The sequence below is a fragment of the Thioalkalivibrio sp. XN279 genome, from assembly GCF_011089885.1.
Classification (GTDB): Bacteria; Pseudomonadota; Gammaproteobacteria; order Steroidobacterales; family XN24; genus XN24.
The window spans coordinates 37,299-59,959 of sequence record NZ_JAANBD010000025.1 but is presented as its reverse complement, the minus strand read 5'-3'; the positions used below and the strand labels follow the sequence as shown (position 1 = coordinate 59,959).

General features: G+C 68.5%; 24 protein-coding genes and 2 tRNA genes. 9 read left to right on the top strand and 17 right to left on the bottom strand.

The genetic code is table 11. From position 1 onward, the window contains the following. Window positions 1-22: 22 nt before the first annotated feature. Window positions 23-98: transfer RNA gene (locus G8346_RS05085), tRNA-Ala, on the bottom strand. A 24-nt stretch (window positions 99-122) separates the two neighbouring features. Between G8346_RS05085 and G8346_RS05080 the strand changes: the two genes are divergently transcribed. Both G8346_RS05080 and G8346_RS05075 read left to right on the top strand, forming a co-directional pair. After that, window positions 123-578, top strand: coding sequence for a GNAT family N-acetyltransferase (locus G8346_RS05080; protein WP_166048866.1), 456 nt, complete (start codon window positions 123-125; stop codon window positions 576-578). A gap of 2 nt (window positions 579-580) precedes the next feature. Next, the gene (locus G8346_RS05075) at window positions 581-1,045 is read left to right on the top strand and encodes a peroxiredoxin (RefSeq protein WP_166048865.1); all 465 of its coding nucleotides are present in this window, start codon (window positions 581-583) and stop codon (window positions 1,043-1,045) included. Here G8346_RS05075 and chrA read toward each other — a convergent pair. Both chrA and G8346_RS05065 read right to left on the bottom strand, forming a co-directional pair. Then, window positions 1,034-2,323, bottom strand: a complete 1,290-nt coding sequence (gene chrA / locus G8346_RS05070) for a chromate efflux transporter (RefSeq protein ID WP_166048863.1) — start codon at window positions 2,321-2,323, stop codon at window positions 1,034-1,036. The two genes, G8346_RS05075 and chrA, sit on opposite strands and share 12 nt — an antisense overlap. Further along, window positions 2,320-2,736 carry a secondary thiamine-phosphate synthase enzyme YjbQ gene (locus tag G8346_RS05065; RefSeq protein WP_370520541.1) on the bottom strand — a complete coding sequence of 139 codons (417 nt, stop codon included), beginning with the start codon at window positions 2,734-2,736 and terminating at the stop codon, window positions 2,320-2,322. Before G8346_RS05065 ends, chrA begins: the two co-directional genes overlap by 4 nt. 130 nt (window positions 2,737-2,866) lie before the next feature. On the opposite strand from G8346_RS05065, the gene hemG reads away from it, so the two are divergent. Further along, window positions 2,867-3,424, top strand: coding sequence for a menaquinone-dependent protoporphyrinogen IX dehydrogenase (gene hemG / locus G8346_RS05060; protein WP_166048858.1), 558 nt, complete (start codon window positions 2,867-2,869; stop codon window positions 3,422-3,424). Here the strand turns inward: hemG and G8346_RS05055 are convergent. Genes G8346_RS05055 through G8346_RS05045 form a run of 3 tightly spaced genes read right to left on the bottom strand, consistent with a single transcriptional unit; the run spans window position 3,415 to window position 5,715 of the window. After that, entirely contained in the window at window positions 3,415-4,782 is a 1,368-nt protein-coding gene (locus G8346_RS05055) for a YfcC family protein (protein WP_166048856.1), read from the bottom strand. The two genes, hemG and G8346_RS05055, sit on opposite strands and share 10 nt — an antisense overlap. Window positions 4,783-4,784: 2 nt before the next feature. After that, on the bottom strand, window positions 4,785-5,333 hold the full coding sequence (locus G8346_RS05050; protein WP_166048854.1) for a phosphoglycerate mutase family protein: 549 nt from the start codon (window positions 5,331-5,333) through the stop codon (window positions 4,785-4,787). A 1-nt stretch (window position 5,334) separates the two neighbouring features. Continuing rightward, window positions 5,335-5,715 carry a hypothetical protein gene (locus G8346_RS05045; RefSeq protein WP_166048852.1) on the bottom strand — a complete coding sequence of 127 codons (381 nt, stop codon included), beginning with the start codon at window positions 5,713-5,715 and terminating at the stop codon, window positions 5,335-5,337. A gap of 125 nt (window positions 5,716-5,840) precedes the next feature. Here G8346_RS05045 and G8346_RS05040 point away from each other — a divergent pair. After that, window positions 5,841-5,930: transfer RNA gene (locus G8346_RS05040), tRNA-Ser, on the top strand. A 162-nt stretch (window positions 5,931-6,092) separates the two neighbouring features. Here the strand turns inward: G8346_RS05040 and G8346_RS05035 are convergent. Genes G8346_RS05035 through G8346_RS05020 form a run of 4 tightly spaced genes read right to left on the bottom strand, consistent with a single transcriptional unit; the run spans window position 6,093 to window position 9,646 of the window. Continuing rightward, window positions 6,093-6,728, bottom strand: a complete 636-nt coding sequence (locus G8346_RS05035; RefSeq protein ID WP_166048850.1) for an ABC-type transport auxiliary lipoprotein family protein — start codon at window positions 6,726-6,728, stop codon at window positions 6,093-6,095. Continuing rightward, window positions 6,725-7,690 (bottom strand): MlaD family protein, encoded by a 966-nt coding sequence (locus tag G8346_RS05030; protein ID WP_166048848.1) that lies wholly within the window; start codon window positions 7,688-7,690, stop codon window positions 6,725-6,727. Before G8346_RS05030 ends, G8346_RS05035 begins: the two co-directional genes overlap by 4 nt. Before the next feature lie 10 nt (window positions 7,691-7,700). After that, complete coding sequence (locus tag G8346_RS05025) at window positions 7,701-8,501, bottom strand: ABC transporter ATP-binding protein (protein ID WP_370520540.1); 801 nt, start codon at window positions 8,499-8,501, stop codon at window positions 7,701-7,703. Continuing rightward, entirely contained in the window at window positions 8,498-9,646 is a 1,149-nt protein-coding gene (locus G8346_RS05020; protein WP_370520539.1) for an MlaE family ABC transporter permease, read from the bottom strand. The genes G8346_RS05025 and G8346_RS05020 overlap by 4 nt, the downstream gene beginning before the upstream one ends. A gap of 192 nt (window positions 9,647-9,838) precedes the next feature. On the opposite strand from G8346_RS05020, the gene G8346_RS05015 reads away from it, so the two are divergent. Beyond that, entirely contained in the window at window positions 9,839-10,510 is a 672-nt protein-coding gene (locus tag G8346_RS05015; RefSeq protein WP_166048844.1) for a Bax inhibitor-1/YccA family protein, read from the top strand. Between the two features lie 76 nt (window positions 10,511-10,586). Here the strand turns inward: G8346_RS05015 and G8346_RS05010 are convergent, their stop codons facing one another. Then, window positions 10,587-11,642: a hypothetical protein gene (locus G8346_RS05010; RefSeq protein WP_166048843.1), complete on the bottom strand. Its 1,056-nt coding sequence runs from the start codon at window positions 11,640-11,642 to the stop codon at window positions 10,587-10,589. Window positions 11,643-11,828: 186 nt separating this feature from the next. On the opposite strand from G8346_RS05010, the gene G8346_RS05005 reads away from it, so the two are divergent. Further along, a complete protein-coding gene (locus G8346_RS05005) occupies window positions 11,829-12,479 on the top strand; it encodes an NUDIX hydrolase (protein ID WP_166048841.1) in 651 nt (216 codons plus the stop codon). Here G8346_RS05005 and serS read toward each other — a convergent pair. The 6 genes from serS to ald all read right to left on the bottom strand — a co-directional run bounded on the left by serS (window position 12,476) and on the right by ald (window position 19,661). Further along, entirely contained in the window at window positions 12,476-13,750 is a 1,275-nt protein-coding gene (gene serS / locus G8346_RS05000) for a serine--tRNA ligase (RefSeq protein ID WP_166048839.1), read from the bottom strand. The genes G8346_RS05005 and serS overlap by 4 nt on opposite strands. A 1-nt stretch (window position 13,751) precedes the next feature. After that, entirely contained in the window at window positions 13,752-15,122 is a 1,371-nt protein-coding gene (locus G8346_RS04995) for a replication-associated recombination protein A (protein ID WP_166049507.1), read from the bottom strand. Further along, entirely contained in the window at window positions 15,122-15,514 is a 393-nt protein-coding gene (locus G8346_RS04990) for a VanZ family protein (protein WP_166048837.1), read from the bottom strand. The genes G8346_RS04995 and G8346_RS04990 overlap by 1 nt, the downstream gene beginning before the upstream one ends. Further along, window positions 15,514-16,209, bottom strand: coding sequence for an outer membrane lipoprotein chaperone LolA (lolA, locus tag G8346_RS04985; protein WP_166048835.1), 696 nt, complete (start codon window positions 16,207-16,209; stop codon window positions 15,514-15,516). Before lolA ends, G8346_RS04990 begins: the two co-directional genes overlap by 1 nt. Window positions 16,210-16,247: 38 nt before the next feature. Further along, window positions 16,248-18,515, bottom strand: a complete 2,268-nt coding sequence (locus tag G8346_RS04980) for a DNA translocase FtsK (protein ID WP_166049505.1) — start codon at window positions 18,513-18,515, stop codon at window positions 16,248-16,250. An 87-nt stretch (window positions 18,516-18,602) separates the two neighbouring features. After that, window positions 18,603-19,661: an alanine dehydrogenase gene (gene ald, locus G8346_RS04975; RefSeq protein ID WP_166048833.1), complete on the bottom strand. Its 1,059-nt coding sequence runs from the start codon at window positions 19,659-19,661 to the stop codon at window positions 18,603-18,605. 100 nt (window positions 19,662-19,761) lie between these two features. Between ald and trxB the strand changes: the two genes are divergently transcribed. From trxB to aat, 3 genes are read left to right on the top strand one after another with little or no spacing between them, the layout of a single operon-like run. Then, window positions 19,762-20,754, top strand: a complete 993-nt coding sequence (gene trxB / locus G8346_RS04970) for a thioredoxin-disulfide reductase (protein ID WP_166048831.1) — start codon at window positions 19,762-19,764, stop codon at window positions 20,752-20,754. Window positions 20,755-20,763: 9 nt separating this feature from the next. After that, on the top strand, window positions 20,764-21,909 hold the full coding sequence (locus tag G8346_RS04965; RefSeq protein WP_166048829.1) for a GNAT family N-acetyltransferase: 1,146 nt from the start codon (window positions 20,764-20,766) through the stop codon (window positions 21,907-21,909). Then, window positions 21,906-22,643, top strand: coding sequence for a leucyl/phenylalanyl-tRNA--protein transferase (aat, locus tag G8346_RS04960; RefSeq protein ID WP_370520538.1), 738 nt, complete (start codon window positions 21,906-21,908; stop codon window positions 22,641-22,643). The genes G8346_RS04965 and aat overlap by 4 nt, the downstream gene beginning before the upstream one ends. Window positions 22,644-22,661: the final 18 nt, after the last annotated feature.

The window sequence follows — 22,661 nt, the reverse complement described above, 5'->3', positions numbered from 1 at the left end:
GATGTGCACAGAAGCGGGGGGATGGTGGAGCCGATCGGAATCGAACCGACGACCTCCTGGGTGCGATCCAGGCGCTCTCCCAACTGAGCTACGGCCCCACGCGAAGCCGGGAATTCTATTGCATGGACATACTCGTACGCAATGCCGAAGCCACCGACTGGGCGACCATCGCCGAGTTCAACCGGGCCCTGGCGGCCGAGACCGAGGACAAAGACCTCGACTGGGACACCCTGTGTGCCGGGGTGCGCCGCTTGCTCGAGGATGTGGGCAAGGGCCGCTATTTCATCGCCGAGGTGGATGGTCGCATCGTCGGCACCACCATGATCACTTATGAATGGAGCGACTGGCGCGACGGCTGGATCTGGTGGATCCAGAGCGTCTACGTGCATCCCGACTTCCGCGGCTGCGGCGTGTTCTCGCGCCTGTACCGCCACATCGAAGCGCTGGCCGCAACCGACGACGTCCGTGCCGTGCGCCTCTACGTGCTGAAGAGTAATGAACGCGCCCGCGCCACTTACCTGAAACTCGGCATGCACGAGAGCGGTTACACCGTGCTCGAGGCCGGCGCGGGAGACTGAGGATGCTGAAAGCCGGCGACAAGGCCCCTGATTTCACCCTGCCCGACCAGGACGGCAACCAAGTGTCTTTGCATGCCCTGCTCGGGGACGGACCCGTGGTGCTTTATTTCTATCCGGCCGATTTCACGCCCGGATGCACCAAGGAAGCCTGCTCCATTCGCGACATGCACGACGAGATCGCCGCGGCGGGGATGCGCGTGGTCGGCGTCAGCCCTCAGGACGCCGACAGCCACGCCCGCTTCCGCGACAAGCACGGCCTCCCCTTCACCCTGGTGGCCGACCCCGACAAGGTGGCGGTGCAGGCCTATGGCGTCGACGGCCCGCTCGGCATCGGCGTGCGCCGTGCCACCTTCCTCATCGACCCGGACGGCGTGATCCGGGACGCGGTCCTCGCGGACCTGCGCGTCGGCCGCCACGAGGAATTCATCCGCGCCGCGGTCGCGGCGGGGGGCAAGTCAGGCGGCTGACACCTCGAGGATCACGCCCGCCGCCACGGCGAGGCCGAGCACGGTGAGAAGACCCCAGCCGCGCCACGCCAGCAGGACCAGCGCGGCGAGCGCAAATACCAGCGCCCTTATATCCAGGCTCGCGGGATCCGGGAGCAACAGGCGCACCGGCCCAGCCTGCAGCGTATCGAGCCGCTGGAACAGGACGTGCAAGGCGAACCACACCGACAGGTTCAGCACGGCGCCGACGACGGCCGCCCCGATGCCGGCCATGGCGCCGGATACGCGCGGCTGGTGCAACAAGCGCTCGACCCATGGAGCGCCCGTGAAGACCCAGAGAAAGCACGGCACGAACGTGGCCCAGGTCGCGACGATGCTGGCGAACAAGCCGGCCAGCACGGGGCCGAAGGGCGCCGCATCGCGCCAGGCCGCGAGGAACGCCACGAACTGGAGCACCTGGATCAGCGGTCCCGGCGTGGTCTCCGCCAGCCCGAGCCCGTCCACCATTTCCACCGGGCTGAGCCAGCCCTGGGTCTCCACAGCGTGTTGTGCCACGTAGGCCAGCACGGCATAGGCGCCGCCGAAGCTGACCACCGCGACCTGGCTAAAGAACAGCCCGACCTGGCTCAGCACATGCGCCGGCCCGAGCCACAAGGCCAGGGCGCCGAGGGGCACCAGCCAGGCCGCCAGCCCGATCGCGGCCGTCACCAGGGTCCGCGCCCCTTGCGCGGGACCGGGGACCGGTCCGGCCGGCGCCCGCAGGTGTCGCGCCTGCCACAGCCCGAAGCCCGCGGCCGCCAGGATGACCAGCGGGAACGGCAGCTGGAAAAAGAACATCGCCACGAAGGCGGCCAGCGCCAGCACGAGCCTGGCGCGGTCACGCAGCACGCGCCGGCGCAGCTGGTTCAGCGCCACCAGCACCACGGCGAGCACGGCCGCCTTGAGTCCGAACAGCATGGCTGCGACAGCCGGCGTATCACCGAGCAGGACGTAGACATACGAAAGCGCGAGAATCGAGATGAATCCCGGCAGGACGAACAAAGTCCCGGCAACCAGGCCGCCGCGCACGCCGTGGGTCATCCAGCCGAGATAAGTGGCCAGTTGCATGGCCTCCGGCCCCGGCAGCAACATGCAGAAGTTGAGCGCGTTAAGGAAGCGGCGCTCGTCGACCCACCCCTTCTCTTCCACCAGCACGCGATGCATCACGGCGATCTGCGCCGCGGGCCCGCCAAAAGAAAGCAGCGCAATCCGCGCCCAGGCACCCAGCGCTGCGGCGAACGGCGGCGCCGCGTCACTCAACTCCCGAGCACCGTGACCGTGATCCGCCGCCGGTGCGGCGCTGTGCGGTGCTCGTACAGGTAGATACCCTGCCAGGTGCCGAGCGCCAGGCGCCCCGAGGTCACCGGGACCGACACGCTGGTGCAGGTGAGCATGGCGCGCACATGCGCCGGCATGTCGTCCGGCCCCTCGTCGTCATGCTCGAACGCCGGGTCGCCGTCGGGCGCCAGCCGCGCCAGCACGCGCTCCAGGTCGCGATGCACGGCTGGGTCGGCATTCTCCGTGATCACCAGCGAGGCGCTGGTGTGGTGAATGAACACGTGTGCGATGCCGGTCGCGATGCCCGACTGGCGCACGGCGTCTGCCACCTGCGTGGTGACGTCGAGCGTGCCGCGCCCGCGGGTGGCGACCTCGAAGCGGAGCTGTTGAACCACGACTGCTCCAGGGCTGGTGAAGAAGGACCAGAGTTTAGCGCCCGGCAGCCGCCACTTGGGAAAACCCGCATGGCGAGGTGCCTGCGGCCGGTGCAGGATGGGAGCGATACGACACCCTGGAGCAGCCGTCATGACATCCGTACTGGTGCTCTACATGAGCAAGGGCGGCCACACCGCCCGCATCTCCCGGCACATCTGCGAAAGCATCGAGACGGCCGGCGGCAAGGCCGACATGATGGGGCTCGTCGAGGCGAACAAGGAAGGCGTGGACTGGCGGCGCTACGACGTCGTCGTGCTCGGCGCGCCTGTGTACTACGGCACCTACGACAAGTCGGTGTACGACTTCATCACGGCCCACAAGACCGAGCTCGACCGCAAGCCCAACAGCTTCTTCAACGTATCAGTGGTCGCCCGCACGCCGGAGAAATCCACCGTCGAGGGCAACCGCTACATGCAGAAGTTCCTCGAGTTCTCGCCGTGGAAGCCGCAGGACCTGAAGGTCATCGCCGGCAAGGTCGATTACCCCTCGTGGGGCTGGCTGGACACGCTCATGATCCAGATGATCATGAAGTTCACCCACGGCCCCACCGACCGCAGCACGGTGATCGATTACACCGACTGGGACGACGTGGCGAGCTACGGTCGGCATCTGCTGGCCCTGGCTGAAAAGGCCCCGGCTCAGGCGTAGCCGATCCGCACCGCCAGCACCAGCGCCAGCGCGCCGGCCGCCATCAGCTTCAGGAACAGCGGCCAGGCGAAGCGCATCCAGCGATCGTAGGGCACGCCCACGACCCCGAGGATCGCCATCAGCACCACGTTGGTCGGCACCACCAGGTTGGCGAAGCCGTCGCCGAACTGGAACGCCAGCACTGCCACCTGGCGGCTTATGCCGACGATATCCCCCACCGGCGCCATGATCGGCATGGTGACGAAGGCCTGGCCGCTGCCCGAGGGCACGAACAGGTTGATCACCGCCTGCACCAGCATCATGCCCACCGCGGACAGCTCGGGTCCAAGCTGCTGCAGGGGCAGCGAGATGCCGTGCACGATGGTGTGCAGCACGCGGCCGTCCTCGAGGATCACCCCGATCCCGCGCGCGAAACCGACCAGCAGCGCCACGACCGCGAGCGCAGCCGCGCCGGAGGCAAAATGGCGCGCCGTGGCGTCGGCCCCGAGCCGGCCGATAAGCCCGGCCGCCAGCCCCAGCCCGAGCCAGACCGCGCCGGCCTCGACCAGGTACCACCCCTGCACGAGGATGCCGTAGACCATGCCTGCCAGGGCGAGCCCGGTGAGCCCGAGGATGGCGAGGTGCCGGGACTCCAGGGCGGGGTACTCTGCGGGCGGGCCCGGCTGCGCCTCCGGCACGCCGGCCACCAGGCTGGCCTCCGGTGAGCGCCGCACCCGCTGCGCGTAGCGCCAGGTGTGATGCACGCCGATGGCGACGAAGGGGATGAACAGCGCCAGGCGGTAGCCGATCCCCGAGGCAGGCGGCAGGTCCGCCACGCCCTGGGCCACCAGCACGGTGTAGGGATTGATGGTGGCGACGCCGTAGCCGATGCAGTAGCCGCCAATCATGATGCCCATGGCGGTCATGGCGTCCAGCCGCATTGCCACGCACAGGCCCACCAGCATGGCGGCGAAAGGGATGTACTCGGTGGACACGCCCAGCGTCCCCGAGCCCAGCGCGAACAGCGCCAGGCCGATGCCGATCAGCAGCCCCGGGCTGTGGCCGATGCGCCGCAGGATGGCGCCGAGCAGCGCGTCCATGGCGCCGGTGGCCCGCAGCACCGCGATGGTGCCGCCGACGATGAGCAGGAAGAAGATGATCACCTGGGCATCCGCCAGCGCCCGCGGCACGGCCGTGAACACCACCCAGGGCGGCAGCCAGGTGCGCTCCGCGGCGAGCGTGAAAGTGCCCGGCACCACCACCGCCCTGCCCTGCGCGTTCAGCGCTGTCTCGAACTCGCCCTGCGGCAGCGTCCAGGTCATCACCAGCGCAAGCAGCATCATCGCGAACAGGAGCGCGAGCGTGTGCGGCATGCGCATGGCTAGTACCGCAGCGCCAGCAGTCTCGTCCCGCGCAGCCGGGAGTACGTGATGATCCAGAAGCCGGAATACTCGTCCGCCGCGATGACGTCGATCGGCGCCCCCAGCCCGTCAGCAATCAGCGGCACGGTGTTGCTGTGTCCCACCACCAGCACCACGTCGCCGCGGTGGCGCCACTTCAGGCGTCGCAGCAGCCTGCCGTGATTATCCGCCGGGATAACGCGCGGCTCCAGGCCGGTGGCCTGCGCCGTCGGCGCAGCCGTTTGTTGGGTGCGCAGCGCCTGGGTGACATAGATGGCGTCCAGGCCCGCCGTTTGCAGCATCCGCGCCAGCGCCGCAGCGCGCGCCTCGCCGGCCGGCGAAAGGGGCGAGTCGCCCTCCTGCTGTATCCGTTCACCGTGGCGCACCAGCACCACGGTGGTGGTGCCCCACGAGGCGACCAGCCAGGCGCCCACCAGGAGCGCTGCCAGTACCGAGACGATGACGATGGCCAGCGGCGTGTAGAGCGGCCGCCGTCTCAGTCCCCGGTGGTCCTTCTTGAGCGTCGCCATGTCACTGTGCCTCGCCGTCGCGCCCGCGCGTGTCCTCGCGCTCTTCTTTCATGACACGGTATTCGCCGTCGATGACAGTCGAACTACGGTCGCGACCGCGCTGCCGCGGCTCCGAACCCTGCGGCCCAGGACGCTGTCCCGGCGCCTCGCCCCGGCGCATCGCCGCCTCGATCTGCCGTCGTGCCCACCACAGCCGCACGGCGACGACGATCGACACGACGAAGAAAACACCGAGCGCGGCGAGGAAGAACATCGCCCCCAGGAAGGCCGCGGACACCAGCAGGATGACCGCGAGGATGCTGAACAAGATGCGGGCCAGCAGCCCGGGCGGCTTGCCCGGCCCCCCGCCGGGGCCCTGTAGCTGTATGCGTATCTGTTGCATGGATTCTGGCGCTGCGGTCCGATGAGAAACTCTCCGTCATCATACGCGGCCATTCAAGCCATCGCCTGCCCGCGCCCGCCGGTTGCTTGCGGTCGCCCCCGGCGCCCATGGACAATGCGCCCCTCGGAGAGGTGGCAGAGCGGTTGAATGCACCGGTCTTGAAAACCGGCAAGGTGGCGACACCTTCGAGGGTTCGAATCCCTCCCTCTCCGCCAGATTCGACCCCGTACCCGACCAGGGATTGCCGCCCGCGAGCGAGCGGTCATGCGGATCGTCGTCGTAAAACGACGCCCTCGCGCAAGCGCGAGTCGAGCCCTCGAAGTAATAACCGGCGGAGATGCCGTCCCGCAGGGGCGGCGCATCCCTCCCCTGCGCCATCACTCCCGCGCCACGTCCTCTTCGGGCGGCACGTAACCCGTGACCCAGCCCGCCAGCGCGGGGATGATTTCGCCCAGCGCCGCCTCGAACCCGGCCAGGACATCACTGGCTTGTGCGGAGCGCGCCGGCTGCCGGGCCTCGAACATCCGCCGCGCAAGCAGCGTCGCAGCGCGGCCGTCGTAGAGGCGGGCCTCGATCCTGATCCGGGCTTCCAGCTGCCCGGCCGCGGTCTCGTTCAGCTCGAAATGCCGCAGGTCCAGCGCCAGCGTCCGGTCCATGCCCCCCGCGCCTGCCCCCACCTGGGATAGCATCCCGCCGTCGCGCAAGTAACGAACGAGCAACGTGCGCAACAGCGCCGGCGCCGGGGCCACCCAACGCGCGCTGGGATGCACCTGCAGCCGGCCTTCCAAGGTGCGCACCAGCACCCGCGTCGAGTCGCGTGCCGGGTCGGTCTCGGGCAGCGCCACATTCAATGTCCATTCCAGCCCTTCGCTCACCTCGACGGGCGCCGCTAGCCGGGGATCGAGCAGCTGCACCGGGTCGCTGCGAGGAAGGATGGAGCAGGCGCTCACGACCATCGCCGCCGCCAGCACGGCCGCGGCAGACGTCCAGGGATTTCTGTTAGCGGGGATCATCGGGTCGGATACTCCTCGGGTCGTTCGCCGCCGCTCAGGAAGCGCGTGGGGTCGTTATCGATCTGGCGCACGAGCTGGGACAGGTCGCGCACCAGGCCTCGCAAGGACTCCATGCTGCCCGCGATCTCGCGCATCCCGGCGCCGCCGATCCGGCTGAGCTCGCCCTGGTTGCTCGCCAAGATGCTGTCGACGCGGCCGGACAGCGACTCGAGGTTGCTCAGTGTGGCACCGAGGCGTTCTTTCAGCTCGGGCAGGTCCTCGAGCAGGCCCTGGTCGATACCGGCAAGGACTTCCTCGAAGCGCACAGTCGTGGCCTGCAGCTCGACCAGCAACCCGGGCAGCGATTCGCTGGCCTCGGCCATGTTCTCCATCAGGCGAGCCAGTTCGCTGTCCGGGCTCGCGAGCGAACTGCTGAACTGCTCCAGCGAGGCCAGCGTCCTGTCGATGCGCTGGATATTGGCGTCGCTGAGCAATGCGTCCAGCTGCTTGACCACCTTGTTGGCGGTCACGGTGATGCCTTCGGAGGACTCCAGCAGCCGGGTGAATGGCGAGGCCATCGCCCGGATACGGTGTCCTTCTCCGATGCCCGGAGGCAGCAGCGGACTGCCGGGAGTCCCGCCGCTCAGCTGGATCGCAGCAGTGCCGGTCAGCCCGGTCAGCCGGATAGTGGCCACGGAGTCCTTGTGTATGGGCACACCCGCCTCGACCTCGATCGTTACGATCACCTGGCGGATGTCGGCGGGATCCAGCTCGATGTCGGTGACGCGCCCGATGCTGACGCCGTTGTACAGCACCGGGCTGCCGTCAGACAGGCCGATGACCGATTCCTCGAACAGGACCTGGTACCTGTTCCACGCGCTGTCGGCGGCGTAGTTCGCGGCGAAAAAGCCGAACGCCACCGCCGCGATTGCGGCGGCGAGGGTGAATGCGCCGATGACAACGTAATTGGCTCTTGTTTCCATACCGTGTCCTTCAGCTCGTGGCAGGCTCGCGTTCCCGGACCGCGCGCGCGCGCGGCCCGTGGAAGTAGTCCCTTATCCATTCATGCTCGAGTGTTTCGATTTCGCCCAGCGGCGCGGCGGCCAGGATCTTGCCGTCGGCGATCACTGCCACGCGGTCGCAGATGGAGTAAAGCGTATCGAGGTCGTGGGTGATCAGGAACACCGTGAGGCCGAGGGCGCGCTGCAGCGTGTGCAACAGGCGATCGAAATCCGCTGCGCCGATCGGATCCAGCCCGGCGGTCGGTTCGTCGAGAAACAGCAGCTCCGGTTCCAGCGCCAGCGCCCGCGCCAGGGCTGCGCGCTTGCGCATGCCGCCGGACAGCTCGGCGGGCATCTTCGCGCCGGTCGAGTCGGGCAGCCCGGACAGCTGGATCTTGGAGCGCGCCAGGTCGCGCCGCAGTTGCCGGGAGATGTCTGGCCGGTGGGTTTTCAGGGGCAGCTCGACGTTCTCGAGCACGGTCAGCGAGGAAAACAACGCGCCGTCCTGGAACAGGACCCCGGCCCGGCGCGACATGATCCGTTGCGCGTCCTCGGTGTCTTCGAGGCGCTGTCCGAACACTTCGATGGAGCCGCCGCTGGGACGTAGGAGGCCGAGAATGGCACGCATCAGCACTGATTTGCCGGTACCCGACCCGCCGACCACGCCCAGGATCTCGCCGCGGTGGACATCGAGGTCCAGCGCGCGGTGGATCACGTCCGCGCCGAAGCGGGTCTCCAGCCCGCGCACCCGAATCACTGCTTCGGCGTCCTGCTTCATGGCCGCCGCGCTCACCAGCCGATCTCCATGAAGAAGATCGCGGCGATCGCATCCAGGATGATGACCATCGTCAGGCTGCGCACCACGGCCGTGGTGGTGTGCTCCCCTACCGACTGCGCGGTGCCGGAGACCCTCAGGCCTTCCATGCAGCCGATCAGCGCTATCACTACGGCAAAGATCGGCGCCTTGATCATGCCGACCAGGTAATGGCGCAGGGTGATGGTCTGTTCCAGCCGGTCCAGGAACATGCTCGGGGTGATGTCCAGCGACACGACCGAGACCACGAACCCGCCGAACAGGCCGCTGAGAGTCGCGATGAAGGCCAGCAGCGGCAACGTGATGAGCAAGGCGACCAGGCGCGGCAGGACCAGCACCTCGATCTCGTCGAGACCCAGGGTGCGGATCGCATCGATCTCCTCGCGCAGCTTCATCATGCCGATCTGCGCGCAAAACGCGCTGGAGGTGCGCCCGGCCAGCAGGATGGCCGCCAGCAGCACGCCAAATTCGCGCACGAAGGCAAAAGTCACCAGGTCGATGACAAACAGTTCCGCGCCGAAGTCGCGCAGCACGGTGGCGCCCAGGTACGCGACCACCGCGCCGACCAGGCTGCTGAGCAGGATCAGCAGGGGCACCGCATCCAGCCCGGTCGCCTCCATGTGGTGCACGGTCGAGGTGAACCTGAATCGCCTGGGCTGCAGCACGGTCCGGCCCAGGCGGTGCACGGTGATTCCCAGGAAGCCAAGCAGCTCGCGCGTGCTCTGGGCCACTTCGACGGTGGCCCGGCCGATCCGCCCGAGAATCTGCCGCCACGGGGGCTCGTAGACCGGTGCCGGCGCCCGGGTGTCGTCGCAGGCCGTATCCACGGCCTCGAACAGCACGCGCCACTGTCCGCTGAGCCCGGCGCCGGCCGCATCCTGGCCGGTGTGGCACAACAGGCGCTCCAGCAGCAGCGCGCCAGAGGCGTCCAGCCGCGTGATACCGCTGGCATCCAGCTTGCCGGCCCCGCTGGCCAACGCATCGACCCTTGCGTTGAGCTGCTCGACGTTGTCCAGGACCCATTCACCCCGGGCGCTCAATGTGCCCCCGTCCTCCGCGCCGGGCACAAGCTCGGCGGCGACCTGCCCGCCCTGGCTCGGCGGCGTCACGTCTGGACTGGGCACGGGGTCTCGGTGGTCCATGGGGCTGATTATGGTACGTATGGCAGGCAATGGTGGAATCCTCCACAATCCACCCCGTCGCGGTCCGGACTGTGGAGGCCAGTTCCGGCCGGGCGCCCGGAACTTCGGAGCCCGGCAGCGGTCTGCTAGACTGCGTCCAGTTTTCATCCAACATGACAGGAGAGGCCGACCCCCATGGAGCCAGCCCGTACGACCTACACCTCGATCGCCCAGCCGGGCGTCCTCGAGACCAACAAGGTCCTCAAGAACACCTACCTGTTGCTCGCCGCGACGCTGCTGTTCAGCGCTTTCACGGCCGGCATCGCGATGTTCACCAACATGCCGCCGCTGAATCCCTTCATCGTCCTGGCGGGTTACTTCGGACTGCTGTTCGCGACCATGAAGACGCGCAACAGCGCGATGGGCCTGCTGTTCGTGTTCGCCCTGACCGGGTTCATGGGCCTGACGCTGGGTCCCATCATCAACCTGTACCTGACCATGCTGCCCAACGGCAACCAGGTGGTGATGACCGCCCTCGGTACCACCGGCGCGGTGTTCGTCGGACTGTCTGCCTACGCCATCAAGAGCAAGCGCGACTTCAGCTTCATGGGCGGCTTCCTGTTCGTCGGCATCCTCGGCGCCTTCATCCTCGGCATCGTGGCGCTGCTGTTCAACATGCCGACGCTGTCGCTGGCCGTGTCCGGCATGTTCGTGCTGGCCATGGGCGGGTTGATCCTGTACCAGACCAGCGAGATCGTGCGCGGCGGCGAGACCAACTACATCATGGCGACCGTCACGCTGTACGTGAGCATCTACAACCTGTTCACTAGCCTGCTGCACCTGCTCGGCGTGTTCAGCGACGAGTAAGCGCTCGGGTGCCCGATAAGGAAGGGGCGCACCCTCCGGGGTGCGCCCCTTTTGTTTGCGTCATGGCGCGCCGAAGCTACTTGTTCAGGCCCTTCTTGCCGTTGTTGCTCTTGGGCGCCTTCGGCTTGCCGCCACCACCGCCACCGCCACTGGCGACTGCCAGGACGTCGACGTAGCTGATGTTATTGAAGCTATCCACCACCGGCGTCGCCGCACCCGTCTCATCCTCCTCAGCCGCAAGCACCGGCTCCGGTGCCGCCTTGAAGTCGTCGTAGTTGGCGACGACGGCATCCTTCAGGCTCAGGTTGGTGCCTGGCGGACCGTAGAAGGTGATGCGATACCAGCCCGCACTCTTCACCTTCCAGCCGCCCGTCGAGGCGCCATAGATCAGCTTGCCGCCGACGTTCAGCTCGACGGCGAAGGAGATCGGCTCGTCCGTGCAGGTGATTGAGGGTGACACCCACCGGTCTACGTTCCAGTACAGGTCGTTGTCCTCACGGCTCGGAATCGCATCGCCGCACTTCTGGATCCGCAGCTTCCACAGGTTGGACACGACCGTGGCGAGGTTACCGTTGTATGTGACCTTGTTGTTACCCTGCACCTCGTCAGGGCTGCTGGGATTCGCGAGCATGGCCATGAGGTAGCCCGTCATGCCGTTGGTGCCATCAAAGTCCGCCCACTCGTGGAGCAGCTTGTAGAGCTGTACCTCAACACGGAACGGCCGTCCGACCTTGGGGTTGACCGACTCGATGACGTCACCCCAGTCGACGTAGGTGACTTCGACGGTCTGGTCCGTCAGGTAGTCGGCCTGCCAGGTGTTGCCGTCGGTCTTCTGGGCGTACCACGGGCCACTGGCTTCCAATGTGGCAATCTCTTCCACGCTCAATCCCGTGTAAGGACCCGTGAAAGGCACGGTGTGCTGCACACCCTCGATGGCGGTGATCGGGTAGCCGTCTACCGCAAGGGCCGGAAACGACAGATTATTGCCCTGTGTTTCCTCGCCATGTCCTGGCGGCCGGTTACCGCCGCCACCCCCCGCCCCCTCCGGGGGCGCTGCCCACACCATGGCGCTGAAGAGCGCGGCGCAGCTCAGCAGCACCAGTTTCCTCGTTGTCTGCTTGAATGTGTTCATGGCCAGCCTCCTCGAGGCTCGAGATCCAGTCCGTCCACCCCCGTGGGACTGCCGGCAGCGACCATGTGCTGCACGTTGGGCCACCGGAGCGGGGCCAGGGGTAAAATCCACCCCTATCATCAAGGTAGTTGCACCACGCCAGTGTTAAATGGGGTGAACGCCCCATGCCAGGAAACCGGGAGCATCATGGACCGCTTTGCCCGCAAGGAACTCAAGCACGCGCCCGCCGCACGACCGGACGGCTCGCCCCTCGCCGAAACACCTTGGCGTCGCGACAGCCGGGCGCAGCGCTTCGCCAATCCCTTCTTCACCATCTTCGAAGACCAGGCCTGGAACGGCCGCGCCGGGCGCCACTTCGACTACGGCATTATTTCCTTCCGCAACCGGGCGGTCGGCATCCTGCCGCTGGAGCCGGATGGGCGGGTGTGGCTGGTAGGCCAGCACCGCTATGCCGTCGACGAATTCACCTGGGAGTTGCCGATGGGCGGCGTGCCGCTGGAGGCCAACCTGCTGGACGGCGCACGGCGCGAACTGCAGGAAGAAACCGGGCTCACGGCCGAGCACTGGGAGCTGCTGCTACCGCAGGTGCAGCTCTCCAACTCGGTCACTGACGAGGTCGGCACGGTGTTCCTCGCCCGCGAGCTGACGGAAGGCGCGATGGCCCCCGAGGCGAGCGAGGAATTGTGGGTGATCACGGTGCCCTGGCAGGAGGCGGTGCATGCCGCCCTCGACGGCCGCATCACCGATTCACTCACTGTTGCCGGTCTGCTCGCCCTCGCTGCGCGCGCGGCGGATTTCGGCCTCGCGCCCCTCGGCTCGAATTCCGGGCGTCCCTAGCTGGCCACGGCTGGAATGACCTCGACGCCGCCCATCCAGGGCTGCAGCACGTCCGGCACCACGACTGAGCCGTCGGCCTGCTGGTAGTTTTCCAGCACCGCGACCAGCGCGCGCCCGGCCGCCACGCCGGAGCCGTTCAGCGTGTGCACCAGCTCGGGCTTGCCGGTCTCGGGGTTGCGCCACCGCGCCAGCATGCGCCGCGACTGGTAGTCGCCGCAGTTGGAACAGGACGAGATCTCGCGGTACCGCTGCTGGCCGGGGAGCCAGACCTCGAGGTCGTAGGTCTTCATCGAGGCCTGGCCGGTGTCGCCGCTGCACAGGAGCATGACGCGGTACGGCAGCTCCAGCAGCTGCAGCACGCGCTCGGCGTGGCCGGTGAGCTCTTCCAGCGCCGCCATCGAATCCTGCGGCCGCACCACCTGCACCAGCTCGACCTTCTCGAACTGGTGCTGGCGGATCATGCCGCGCGTGTCCTTGCCATAGGCGCCGGCCTCCGAACGGAAGCACGGCGTGTGCCCGGTCATGCGCAGGGGCAGTTCTGAGGCCGGCAGGATCTCTCCCCGCACGAGGTTGGTCACGGGCACTTCGGCCGTGGGGATGAGATAGAAATCCTGCTCGCCCTCCAGGGCAAACAGGTCGGCGCGGAACTTCGGCAGCTGGCCGGTGCCGACCAGGCTCTGCCCGTTGACAATGTAAGGCGCGTAGATCTCCGTGTAGCGATGCTCGCTGGTGTGCAGGTCGAGCATGAACTGGATCAGCGCCCGGTGCAGGCGCGCGACGTACCCCCGCATCACGGCAAAACGCGCGCCGGAAATCTTCGCGGCCGCCTCAAAATCGATCAGCCCCAGGTCGACATGGTCCCTCGCCACGAAGTCGAAACTGCGCGGTTCGCCCCAGCGCCGCACCTCCAGGTTGGCGTTTTCATCCGCGCCGTCCGGCACGCTCGCATCGAGCAAGTTGGGCAGGTCGTAGAGCCCCGCTTCCAGCTCTGCCTGGACCTCCGCCAGCGCCGTCTCCGCCCCCTTCAGCCGATCGCCCAGGTCGGCCACTTCGGCCAGCAACGGCGTCACGTCCTCGCCGGATGCCTTGGCGCGGCCGATGGCCTTGGACCGCGTGTTGCGCTCGTTGCGCAACTCGTCCGCCTGCACCTGCAGGCTCTTGCGCCGCGCCTCCAGGCCCGCGAAGCGCGCAGTGTCCAGTTCATAGCCGCGCCGCGCCAGGGCGCGGGCCGTGCCTTCGAGGTCATTCCTCAACAGCTTGGGATCGAGCATGTCAGTCCTTCTTCTCTTCCTTGGCGCCGCGCCGTTGCCGTGCGGCGGCGGATTCCTCGCGCAGCTTGGCGAGCTTCTCGCCGATCTTCAACTCCAGCCCGCGCGGCGGCGGCTCGTAATAGCGTCGCGGCTGCATCTCGTCCGGGAAATACTGCTCGCCCGCTGCGAACCCGCCGGCCTCGTCGTGGGCGTACCGATAGTCGCGCCCGTAGCCTAGCTCCTTCATCAGGCGCGTCGGCGCGTTGCGCAGGTGCAGCGGCACCGGCAATGAACCCAGTTTCGCCGCGTCCGCCTGCGCCTGGCCCCAGGCACGGTAAACGGCGTTGCTTTTCGGCGCGCACGCCAGGTAGGCCACCGCCTGCGCCAGCGCCAGTTCGCCTTCGGGACTGCCGAGACGTTCGTAGGCGTCCCACGCATCCAGGGCCAGCGCCAGGCCGCGGGGATCGGCGTTGCCGATGTCTTCGCTCGCCATGCGCACCACGCGCCGCGCAATGTAGACCGGGTCGCAGCCGCCGTCGATCATGCGCGCGAGCCAGTACAGTGCGGCATCGGGATCGGTGCCGCGCACCGACTTGTGCAACGCCGAGATCTGGTCGTAGAAGGCTTCGCCGCGCTTGTCGAAACGCCGGTACCCGCCGGAGAGCAGGGCTGCGAATGTCGCCTCGTCGAGCTCGCGCGCCCCGTGGGGCGGCTCCCCATCGGCCTGCGCGGCGTCGGCGAGGTCCGCGGCCAGCTCGAGGAGATTCAGGGCGCGCCGGGCATCACCGTCGGCGGCCTCGGCAATCGCGGCAAGCTGCTCATCGCTCAGCACCGGGGCCCGCGGCCCGAGGCCGCGCTCCGTGTCGCCCAGCGCCTGGCGCAGGATGGCCAGCAGGGCCTCCTGCGACAGCGCCTTGAGCACGTACACGCGGGCGCGCGACAACAGGGCGCTGTTGAGCTCGAAGCTGGGATTCTCGGTGGTGGCGCCGATGAACGTCAGCGTGCCGTCCTCGACCCAGGGCAGGAAGGCATCCTGCTGGGCCTTGTTGAAGCGATGCACCTCGTCGAGGAACAGCACCGTGCGCCGGCCCTCGGCTTGCAGCGCCTGGGCCCGCTCCACCGCGGCGCGCACGTCCTTGACGCCGGCCAGCACCGCGGACAGCGCGATGAACTCCGCTTCGTACTGGCCCGCCACCAGGCGCGCCAGCGTGGTCTTGCCGCTGCCGGGCGGACCCCACAGCACCATGGAATGCAGCCCGCGCCCGGCCACCACGTGCGCCAGCGGCCGCCCGCTGCCGACCAGGTGCGCCTGCCCGGCATACTCGGCCAGGGAACGTGGACGCATGCGATCCGCCAGCGGGCGCATGTCCGCCCCGCTCTCGCCGCGCGCCATCACGCCACGCCCTCCGGACGGCCGAGCACGCGGTCCAGCTTGCGGCGCCAGCGATGCGGCACCGCCAGCGCGAGCGTCAGCCCCACCGCGATGCCGCCGAGGTTCGACGCCTGGTCCATCCATTCCCCCGCGCGCCTGCCGGGCAGCCAGTGCTGCAGCATCTCGATGAGGGCGCCGAACACGGCCAGTCCCAGGGCGATGGCCAGCCAGTGGCGACGGCTGAAAGCCGCGGCAAACACCAGCGCCAGCGCCGCGTAGGCGAGGAAATGCAGCAGCTTGTCGGAGATTCCGCCGGCCACGGACGGCATGCTCGGCCACAAGCTGCCGACGAGGATCGCGAGCGCCATGCCCCAGGCGAGCAGGCGCCAGGCCATGACCAGGCGGGCGATCATCAGTATCCCGCGTCGCGGATGACGTCAGCCCCCGGCGGCGGCACGAACTGGAACAAGGCGGCGTCCAGGGGCTCGTTCACCACCACCTCCTCGAAGCGGATGATGGTCGTCTGCCCCAGCGCGTCGATCAGCTCCATCGACGCCAGCACCCCATCGACGAAGCCCACGCGCACGCCGGCAAAATCGGCCTCGCCGGAGAGCGGCGCCAGCTCCACCCAGTCGAAGCCATCCTCGCGGTACGCAGCGCCGATGCGAAAAGAGTCATCCAGCGAGCCGTCGCCGGACAACAGCATCGCCGGCGTGCTGGACAGGCCATCGTCGAGCCGGCGCATCGTGGCCTGCTCGAGGTCGGGATCGTAGAGCCAGAGGTTCTCCCCGTCGGCCACCACCAGTTGCGGCACCGGGGCCTCGTAGTCCCAGCGGAAGCGCTGCGGTCGATGCAGGTAGAAGCGCCCGGTGCTGACCTGGGTGTGCTGGCTGTCAGCCTCCAGCAGCACCTGGCTGAAAGCGGCCTCGAGCGTGACCGTCTCGGCGAGAAAGGCTCGCAGCAACTCCGGCGCACGGGAAGGCTGCTCCGTCCCGGGGACGTCCTGGGCGCGGGCCGCAGCGGGCGCCCACGCGGCAGCCACCGCGAGCAACGCCAGTGCGGCGCATGCAAAGCAGGGAAAACGACGCATCATGCTGATCCTGTCCATTGTCGATTCGACCGCGCGGAGCCGGGAAAGCTCCCGCTTCAATCCTCCGGCGGCGGCGGCGCCAGCACTTCGCGGCTGCCGTTGGTTTGCAGCGGCCCGACCAGCCCGGCCTCCTCCATGGTCTCGACCAGGCGCGCGGCCCGGTTGTAGCCGATCTTGAGGCGCCGCTGCACGCCCGAGATCGAGGCCTTGCGGGTCTCGGTGACGATGCGCACCGCCTCGTCGTAGAGCGGGTCCTGCTCGCCGTCGTCCATGATGCCGCCGCCGGCCTGGGGCGACAGCCCCGGCACAGGCTGGGACGGTCCTTCCAGCACCTCGTCGAGATACACCGGCGGCCCGGCCGCCTTGAGGTGCTTGACCACCCGCAGCACCTCGGCATCCGACACGAAGGCGCCGTGCACGCGCTGCGGCACGCCGGTCCCGGGCGGCAGGAACAACATGTCGCCATGACCCAGCAGGCTCTCCGCGCCCATCTGGTCGAGGATGGTGCGGGAATCCACCTTGGCGGAGACCTGGAAGGCGATACGCGAGGGAATGTTGGCCTTGATCAGGCCGGTGATCACGTCCACCGACGGCCGCTGCGTGGCGACGATGAGGTGGATGCCCGAGGCGCGCGCTTTCTGCGCCAGGCGCGCGATCAGCTCCTCGACTTTCTTGCCCACCACCATCATCAGGTCGGCGAGCTCGTCGATCACCACGACGATGAACGGCAGCGGGGTCAGCAACGGCGCCTCCGTGCCCTCGATATGGTCTTCCGGCTTGAACAGCGGATCCCGCAGCGGCTCGCCGCGCTGCTCGGCCTCTTTCAGCTTGCGGTTGAAACCACCGATGTTGCGCACCGCGAGCGCGGCCATGAGGCGGTAGCGCCGCTCCATCTCCGCCACGCACCAGCGCAGCGCGTTGGCGGCCTCGTTCATGTCCGTCACCACCGGCGACAGCAGGTGCGGGATGCCCTCGTACACCGAGAGCTCGAGCATCTTCGGGTCCACCATGATCAGCCGCACCTGTTCGGGCGTGGCCTTGTAGAGCAGCGACAGCACCATGGCGTTGATGGCCACCGACTTGCCCGAGCCGGTGGTGCCGGCGATCAAAAGGTGGGGCATGCGCGCCAGGTCCGCGACCGTCGGTGCCCCGCCGATGTCCTTGCCCAGCGCCAGCGCCAGCGGCGACTTCATCTCGTCGTAGGCGCGCGAGGTGAGGATTTCGCCGAGCGTGACCAGCTCGCGCCGCTCGTTGGGAATCTCCAGGCCCACCGTCGGCTTGCCGGGTATGACCTCGACCACGCGCACCGCGATCGCGGACAGCGCCCGCGCCAGGTCCTTGGCGAGATTGCTGATCTGGCTGACCTTCACGCCCGGCGCCGGGGCCAGCTCGAAGCGCGTCACCACCGGCCCGGGATGGACCGCCACGACCTCGACCTCGACGCCGAAATCGCGCAGCTTCAGTTCCACCAGGCGCGACATGGCCTCGAGGGCCTCGTCCGAGTAGCCGCCCACTTTCGGCGGCGCCTCGTCCAGCAGGCCGAGCGGCGGGATCTCGCCCGGCGCCGGCGTCTCGAACAGCGGCACCTGGCGTTCCTTCTCCACCCGCTCGCTCTTCTCGACCGGCGCCAGCACCGGCTCGATGCGCGGCGGCGCCTTGCGCACCACGCTGCGCTTCTTGCGCTCCACCGATTCCTGCCGGGCCTGTGCCGCCTTGCGCCCGGCGATCCGGTCGCGAATGTTCTCGATGCCCTGTTGCAGGGCGGCCCCGGCGGCGAGCGTCAGCCGTCCGACCCGGTCCATGACTGCGAGCCAGGACACGCCGGTGAACAGGGACACGCCGGCAAGCCACAGCGCCAGAAGCAGCAAGGTCGCGCCGAGGAAACTGAGCACCGCGGCGAGGCCGAGGCCGGTCAGCTGGCCGAGGATCCCGCCTGCCGTCTCGGGCAGGCCGTTGCCGGCGAAATGCAGCGTGGCGAGACCACAGCTCGCAGCCAGCGTCACCAGGAACCCGCCGCCGCGCAGTGCCAGCACGCGGCTCTCCGGCAGGTCGGCGGCCGAGCCGCCGCGGGAAATGAACCAGCCCGCGCCCGCCAGCAGGACCGGGAACAGGTAAGCCGGGTGACCGAACAGGACGTAAAGAAAACTCGAGACCCAGGCGCCGGCCGGCCCGGCGGCGTTGCTCATCTCGCCGCCCGCCCCGGTGGAGGCAAAGCCCGGGTCCGCCGGACTGTAACTGGCCAGCGCCCAGAGCAGGATCAGCGCCAGCGCCCAGCCGATCCACAAGGCACCCTCCCGGGCCGCCCGCCCGACGGACAGGCCCATCAGGCTGGGCTTGGTCTCAGTCGCCTTGCTCAATCGCTGATTCCACTTGAATTAAATTACGCAACTATATGTTTTTATTTTCTAAAGCTACTTGAAAAGCGCCGGGTGGACAACCTCGCCGGCGTCCACGTTGATACCCTTCTGCAGGGAAGGCACCTGGCGCCAGTTGCCGGCCGCGAGCCGCATGGCATACGGCGCAATCGCCGCCGACAAGGCCTGGGACGAAGTGCGCGGCACGGCGCCGGGCATGTTCGTCACCGTGAAATGCACCACGCCATGCTCGATGTAGGTGGGATCTTCCCAGGTGGTGGGGCGCGTGGTCTCGACGCAACCGCCCTGGTCCACCGAGATGTCGGCAATCACGCTGCCCGGCTGCATGGCCTGCACCATCTCCGCGCTCACCACGTGCGGTGCGCGCTCGCCGGTGACCAGCACCGAGCCGACGACGATGTCCGCCTGCGCCACGGCATCGGCGACGTCATGCGTGTGCGGGTACAGCCCGGTCACGTTCGGCCCGATGGCGCGCGCCGCCACCAGCTTGTCGCGGTCCATGTCGAAGATCGTGACCTCGGCCCCGAGCCCGGCCGCGATGATCGCGGAGTTGCTCCCGGCGACGCCGCCGCCGAGCACCACGACCTTGCCCCGCTTGGCCGCCGGCACGCCGCCGAGCAGGATGCCCTTGCCGCCCTGGGGCTGGTGCAGCAGGTGGGTCGCAACCTGCATCGACAGCCGCCCGGCGATGTCGCTCATGGGTGCGAGCAGCGGCAGCCGCCCGCGCTCGTCCTCGACAGTCTCGAACGCCACCGCGGTGCAGCCGATCTGGCACAGGCGCTCGGTCAGCGCCGGCAGGGCCGCCAGGTGCAGGTAGCAGAACAGGAGATGGTCCTTGCGCAGCAGGGCCAGGTCCCCCTCGATCGGCTCCTTCACCTTGACGATCATCTCGGCGCGGCCGTATACCTCGGCCGCATCCGGCAGCACTTGCACGCCGACCGCCTCGAAGGCGGGGTCGGCATAACCGCTCTTGACTCCGGCCGAGGCCTCGATGAAGACCTCGTGACCTGCACGCACCAACTCGGCACAGGCGGCCGGAATGAGCCCGACGCGGCCCTCCAGCGGCTTGATCTCGCGCGGCACACCGATACGCATGATTGACTCCTGGATGCTCGGGCCCGGACCGCCCGGCGCGCTTTGCCGGAGCCAGTCGCTTCTCATACCATAGGGAAAACTCGCAAGGGCGGAATTATACATGAGCGATCCCAAGCACTGCCGGGTCCTGATCCTGGGTTCCGGCCCTGCCGGCTACAGCGCAGCGGTTTACGCCGCGCGCGCCAACCTGCGTCCCGTGCTGGTCACCGGCGTCGAGCAGGGCGGCCAGCTGATGACCACCACCGACGTCGACAACTGGCCCGGCGACGACGCCGGCGTACAGGGCCCCGAACTGATGGAACGGATGCGCAGGCACGCCGAGCGCTTCGAGACCGAGATCGTCTTCGACCACATCCACAAGGTGAATCTTAGCTCGCGTCCCTTCCTGCTCGAGGGTGACAGCGGCAGCTATACCTGCGACGCGCTGATCATCGCCACGGGCGCCACGGCACGCTACCTCGGCCTGCCCTCGGAAGAGAAGTTCAAGGGCCGCGGCGTGTCCGCCTGCGCGACCTGCGACGGCTTCTTCTATCGCAACCAGGCGGTCGCCGTGATCGGCGGCGGCAACACCGCCGTGGAGGAGGCCCTGTACCTTTCCAACCTGGCCTCGCACGTCACCCTGGTGCACCGGCGCGATGCGCTGCGCGCCGAGAAGATCATGCAGCAAAAGCTGTTCGAGAAGGCCGGCCCCGGCGGCAACGTCACGCTGCTCTGGGACCACGTGGTCGACGAGGTGCTCGGCGACGAGACTGGCCTGACCGGCGTGCGCGTGCGCAACACCAGGAACCCGCAACTCACGCAGGACCTCGAGGTGACCGGCATGTTCGTTGCCATCGGCCATACGCCCAACACCGGCATCTTCGCGGGCCAGCTGGAGATGGAGCACGGCTATATCAAGGTCACCAGCGGCAGCCGCGGCAACGCGACGGCCACCAGCGTGCCCGGCGTGTTCGCGGCCGGCGACGTCTCCGACCCGATCTATCGCCAGGCCGTGACCTCCGCCGGCTCCGGTTGCATGGCGGCGCTTGATGCTGAACGCTGGCTGGAGACCGCGGGGCTTACCACGCCCCTGGAGGTCGCGCAGGCGGGCTGAGCCGCCGGCATGCAGCTGCGCATCCTGCACTCGCTGGCCGAGGTCCCGCGCGCCGACTGGGACCGCCTTGCCGGGCCGGACAATCCTTTCCTGCGCTGGGACTACCTCGAGGCCCTCGAGCGCAGCGGCGCGGTAAGCCCCGACACCGGCTGGCATCCGCAGCACCTCCTGCTGGAGGACGGCGGCCGGCCGCTCGGCGCCTTGCCCCTGTACCTGAAAGACCATTCCTGGGGCGAGTTCGTGTTCGACTTCGCGTGGGCCGACGCCTATCGCCAGGCCGGGCTCGAGTACTACCCGAAGCTGGTGGCTGCAGTGCCGTTCACGCCGGTGCCCGGCCCGCGCTTGCTGCTCGCCGGGGCCGCTGACACGACCGCGGCGTCCGTGCAGCTGCTGGAGGCCGCGCGCAGCCTGGCCGGCGAGCTCGGGGCCTCGTCGCTCCACCTGCTGCTGCCCGCCGAGCCCCAGCTCGAAGCCCTCGGCGCTGCCGGACTGAGCCTGCGCCAGGACTGCCAGTTCCACTGGTTCGACGACGGCTACGGCGATTTCGAGGGCTTCCTCGGTGCGCTCACCGCGGAGAAGCGGAAGAAATTCCGTCGCGAGCGGCGCCGCGTGCAGGAGGCCGGCATCCACTTCGAGTGGCTCCGCGGCGAAGACATCGGCGGGACCCTGCTGGACGATGTCTACGACTTCTACGCCTCCAGCTTCCTGCGCCGGGGCATGGCGCCCTACTTCCCGCCCGCGTTCTGGTCCCTCCTGCTGGAGCGCATGCCCGGGAACATCCGCGTGGTGCTGGCGCGCAAGGAGGGCGTGGCGGTGGCTGCGGCAATCTTCTTCCTCGGCGGCGGCGTGCTGTACGGGCGCTACTGGGGCTGCCTGCAGGACTACCACAGCCTGCACTTCGAGACCTGTTTCTACCAGGGGATCGAGCTCGCCCTGGCCGAGGGCTGCCACCGTTTCGAGCCCGGCGCCCAGGGCGAGCACAAGCTGCGGCGTGGTTTCCGGCCGGTCCCGACCTGGTCCGCCCACTGGCTGGCGCACCCGGCCTTCGCCCGCGCTGTGGAGGCATGGCTGGCCCGCGAGCGCCAGCACGTCGCAGCCTACATCGAGGCAGCCGCGCAGCACCTGCCCTTCCGCCGCGATGCGGGAGCCACGTGAGCCGCGGCCTGCACTGGCTGGGGCCGGCCGGCAGCCCGGTCTCCTTCCCGCCGCCGCAAGCTGCCCTGCGTGAACCCAACGGCCTCCTGGCCGCCGGTGGCGATCTCTCGCCGCAGCGACTGCTCGCGGCCTATCGCCGCGGCATTTTCCCCTGGTACGAAGAAGGCCAGCCGATACTCTGGTGGTCGCCGGACCCGCGCACGGTGATCCTGCCGCAAGAACTCCACGTGTCGCGCCGCTTGCGCCGCGAACTGGCGCGGGGAAGCTTCACGGCCTCGTTCGACAACGACTTCGGCGCCGTGATCCGCGGCTGCGCCCGTCTCGACGACCCGGAGCCGGGGACCTGGATCACCCCGGAGATGATGACGGCCTACGGGCGACTCCACGCGCTGGGCCATGCCCATTCCGTGGAGACCTGGCGCGACGGCATGCTGGTCGGCGGCCTGTACGGCGTCAGCCTGGGCGGCGCATTCTTCGCCGAATCCATGTTCAGCCGGGTGAGCAACGCGTCCAAGATCGCCCTCGTCCACCTCGCCGCGGCGCTGCCGGCGCACGGGCTGAGAATGATCGACTGCCAGCTGCCCTCGGCCCATCTCGCCCGCCTGGGCGCACGCAACCTGTCACGGCGGGACTTCCTGGCGCTGCTGGAGGAGTGCCTTTCCGAGCCGTCGCCGGGACCGGACTGCTGGTCGCGCGAGCGGGTCGAGGTGAGGCCCCCGGCCGCCTCGCATTGAAATGGGGCCGGCCTTTCT

Coding starts and splice junctions, on each gene's coding strand:
- G8346_RS05080 (WP_166048866.1), top strand. CDS start 123: ATGGACATACTCGTACGCAATGCCGAAGCCACCGACTGGGCGACCATC.
- G8346_RS05075 (WP_166048865.1), top strand. CDS start 581: ATGCTGAAAGCCGGCGACAAGGCCCCTGATTTCACCCTGCCCGACCAG.
- hemG (WP_166048858.1), top strand. CDS start 2,867: ATGACATCCGTACTGGTGCTCTACATGAGCAAGGGCGGCCACACCGCC.
- G8346_RS05055 (WP_166048856.1), bottom strand. CDS start 4,782: ATGCGCATGCCGCACACGCTCGCGCTCCTGTTCGCGATGATGCTGCTT.
- G8346_RS05050 (WP_166048854.1), bottom strand. CDS start 5,333: ATGGCGACGCTCAAGAAGGACCACCGGGGACTGAGACGGCGGCCGCTC.
- G8346_RS05045 (WP_166048852.1), bottom strand. CDS start 5,715: ATGCAACAGATACGCATACAGCTACAGGGCCCCGGCGGGGGGCCGGGC.
- G8346_RS05035 (WP_166048850.1), bottom strand. CDS start 6,728: ATGATCCCCGCTAACAGAAATCCCTGGACGTCTGCCGCGGCCGTGCTG.
- G8346_RS05030 (WP_166048848.1), bottom strand. CDS start 7,690: ATGGAAACAAGAGCCAATTACGTTGTCATCGGCGCATTCACCCTCGCC.
- G8346_RS05015 (WP_166048844.1), top strand. CDS start 9,839: ATGGAGCCAGCCCGTACGACCTACACCTCGATCGCCCAGCCGGGCGTC.
- G8346_RS05010 (WP_166048843.1), bottom strand. CDS start 11,642: ATGAACACATTCAAGCAGACAACGAGGAAACTGGTGCTGCTGAGCTGC.
- G8346_RS05005 (WP_166048841.1), top strand. CDS start 11,829: ATGGACCGCTTTGCCCGCAAGGAACTCAAGCACGCGCCCGCCGCACGA.
- serS (WP_166048839.1), bottom strand. CDS start 13,750: ATGCTCGATCCCAAGCTGTTGAGGAATGACCTCGAAGGCACGGCCCGC.
- G8346_RS04995 (WP_166049507.1), bottom strand. CDS start 15,122: ATGGCGCGCGGCGAGAGCGGGGCGGACATGCGCCCGCTGGCGGATCGC.
- G8346_RS04990 (WP_166048837.1), bottom strand. CDS start 15,514: ATGATCGCCCGCCTGGTCATGGCCTGGCGCCTGCTCGCCTGGGGCATG.
- lolA (WP_166048835.1), bottom strand. CDS start 16,209: ATGGACAGGATCAGCATGATGCGTCGTTTTCCCTGCTTTGCATGCGCC.
- G8346_RS04980 (WP_166049505.1), bottom strand. CDS start 18,515: ATGGGCCTGTCCGTCGGGCGGGCGGCCCGGGAGGGTGCCTTGTGGATC.
- ald (WP_166048833.1), bottom strand. CDS start 19,661: ATGCGTATCGGTGTGCCGCGCGAGATCAAGCCGCTGGAGGGCCGCGTC.
- trxB (WP_166048831.1), top strand. CDS start 19,762: ATGAGCGATCCCAAGCACTGCCGGGTCCTGATCCTGGGTTCCGGCCCT.
- G8346_RS04965 (WP_166048829.1), top strand. CDS start 20,764: ATGCAGCTGCGCATCCTGCACTCGCTGGCCGAGGTCCCGCGCGCCGAC.